General features: G+C 54.8%; 2 protein-coding genes. Both read left to right on the top strand.

Annotated features, from left to right (window positions below; genetic code table 11):
• The first annotated feature begins 296 nt into the window (after window positions 1-296).
• Window positions 297-1,664 carry a signal recognition particle protein gene (gene ffh / locus ACIQ0R_RS12250; protein ID WP_395827858.1) on the top strand — a complete coding sequence of 456 codons (1,368 nt, stop codon included), beginning with the start codon at window positions 297-299 and terminating at the stop codon, window positions 1,662-1,664.
• 347 nt (window positions 1,665-2,011) lie between these two features.
• A complete protein-coding gene (locus tag ACIQ0R_RS12245) occupies window positions 2,012-2,383 on the top strand; it encodes an SWIB/MDM2 domain-containing protein (protein ID WP_395827855.1) in 372 nt (123 codons plus the stop codon).
• Window positions 2,384-2,500 lie beyond the last annotated feature (117 nt).

Here is a 2,500-nt window from a genome sequence, read left to right as displayed (position 1 = left end):
GCATTCGACGCTTGGCTATCGTTCACCCTGCCAGTATTTAGATGACTGGCTCACTGAGCAACATCAGGAAAAACAGGCGGCATAAAAGCCACCTGTTGGACGACGAAAAATCGAGGGAAGCTCAGTTGCATACACCCGGCAAGACCGTAGATTTTGCCTCGTATCAGGTAAAATGACGGGATACAAGCATTGCCATATTCATTTTCAATGCGAATGAACGTGACAATCGACACGAAATTTGCACGCAGTCAACGTCGCCTCGACCGATTGCACATCTTCTGGAAACGCGGTTACTCATGCTCGACAATCTTACCCAACGCCTCGCCAAAGTCGTCAAAACCATGCGCGGCGAAGCGCGCCTTACCGAAGCCAACACTGCGGAGATGCTGCGCGAAGTCCGCTTAGCGCTGCTGGAAGCCGACGTTGCCCTGTCGGCAGTGCGTGAATTCATCGCCAACGTCAAGCAAAAGGCGCTCGGCGAAGAAGTTATTGCATCGCTGACACCTGGCCAGGCACTGGTCGGCGTGGTGCAACGCGAACTTGCCTCGCTGATGGGCGCCGATCTCGGCCCGGAAGCGTCACAACTGAATTTTGCCACCCAGCCGCCGGCGATCATCCTGATGGCCGGCCTGCAAGGCGCCGGTAAAACCACTACCGTCGGTAAGCTCGCTAAATATCTGCGCGAGCAAAAAAAGAAAAAGGTCTTGACGGTCTCCGCCGACGTCTACCGGCCGGCGGCTATCGGCCAGCTGCAAACCGTGACCGCGCAGGTCGGTGCCGATTTCTTCCCGACCACACCGACCGACAAGCCGGTCGAGATCGCTCTGGCTGCGCTGGATTACGCCAAGCGCCATTATCACGACGTGCTGATCATCGACACTGCCGGACGTTTGGGTATCGATGAGGCGATGATGCTGGAAATCAGTGCTGTCCACGCCGCCGTCAAGCCGATCGAAACCCTGTTCGTAGTCGATGCGATGCTCGGTCAGGATGCCATCAATACCGCCAAGGCCTTCAACGATGCCCTGCCGCTGACCGGTATCGTACTCACTAAGCTAGACGGCGATGCGCGTGGCGGTGCCGCACTGTCGGTACGGCATATCACCGGCAAGCCAATCAAATTTGCCGGTGTTGCTGAAAAACTGGACGGCTTGGAAGCCTTCGATCCGACCCGCATGGCGAACCGTATTCTCGGCATGGGCGACATTCTGGCGCTGGTTGAGGAAGCGCAGAAAGGTGTCGACGTCGAAGCGGCCAAGGATTTGGCACACAAAATCAAGGGTGGCGGCAAATTTGACCTCAACGACTTCAAGGCGCAACTCGGCCAGATGAAGAAAATGGGCGGCTTGTCGAGCCTGATGGACAAATTGCCGGCCCAGTTCCAGCAAGCCGCGGGCGCTGCCAATATGGACCAGGCTGAAAAGCAGGTGCGCCGAATGGAAGGCATCATCAACTCGATGACCGCTCAGGAACGTGCCAAACCGGAACTGATCAAGGCTTCGCGCAAACGCCGCATCGCCGTCGGCGCCGGCGTTCAGGTGCAGGAAGTCAACCACATGCTGTCGCAATTCGACCAAATGCAATCGATGATGAAAAAACTTAAAGGCGGTGGCATGATGAAAATGATGCGCAGCATGAAGGGCATGATGCCAGGCATGCGCTAAGAAGCCTTCTGCGCCTCCGAAGCGGCGGGAAAATCAGTGTCAAAACTCCAAAAACCCCTTGCAAATCATAGACTTGCAAGGGGTTTTCGACACTTATCATGCTTATTCTTAGGTCACCGCCCGGCGACTTAGTTAGCTGTTAGCGACGCCGAAGCTTATCCGATGACGTCAATCGGCGAGCTCAATCCCCCCAATCCGGCGCAGTTATTAGCTCCGCTGGCGATTCCCGTGCCGTATCAAAAGCCGCACAAAGCCATAAAAAACACTTGCGTCGTCAAGAAAAGCGCAACACTATTAGCGATGCGTGCTTGACGCATTTTCTCAATATCCTTGAAGGAGGCTCAAAGATGGCCACAGCAGCAAAAAAACCAGCGGCAAAGAAAGCTGTCGCACCCGCTAAAGCACCGACCAAATCGGCGCCAAAAGCAGCTCCTAAAAAAGTCACCGCAACCGGTACTGTAGCGCGCAAGCCTAACGCCGCATTCATGAAGCCACTGGCGCCATCGGCCACACTGGCTGCGGTGGTCGGCGCGACCCCGCTGCCACGCACTGAAGTCACCAAGAAGGTTTGGGAATACATCAAGAAACATAACCTGCAAAATCCGGCAAACAAGCGCAATATCGTTGCGGATGACAAACTGAAAGCTGTCTTTGGCGGCAAAAAGGAAGTGTCGATGTTTGAAATGACTAAGCTCATTTCCGACCACCTGAGGGTGTAATTAGTTTTGTGTAAACGGTCATTTGGCAGCACACTGCCACCATAGAGGAAAAAATGACCTACGTAAAACGCACCAAACGGGCCAAGCCCGATCCTGAGTTGGTCAAGCTGGCGGACA

The organism is Collimonas sp., from assembly GCF_044339385.1.
Lineage (GTDB): Bacteria > Pseudomonadota > Gammaproteobacteria > Burkholderiales > Burkholderiaceae_D > Collimonas.
This window is presented reverse-complemented; position numbering and strand designations above follow the sequence as displayed.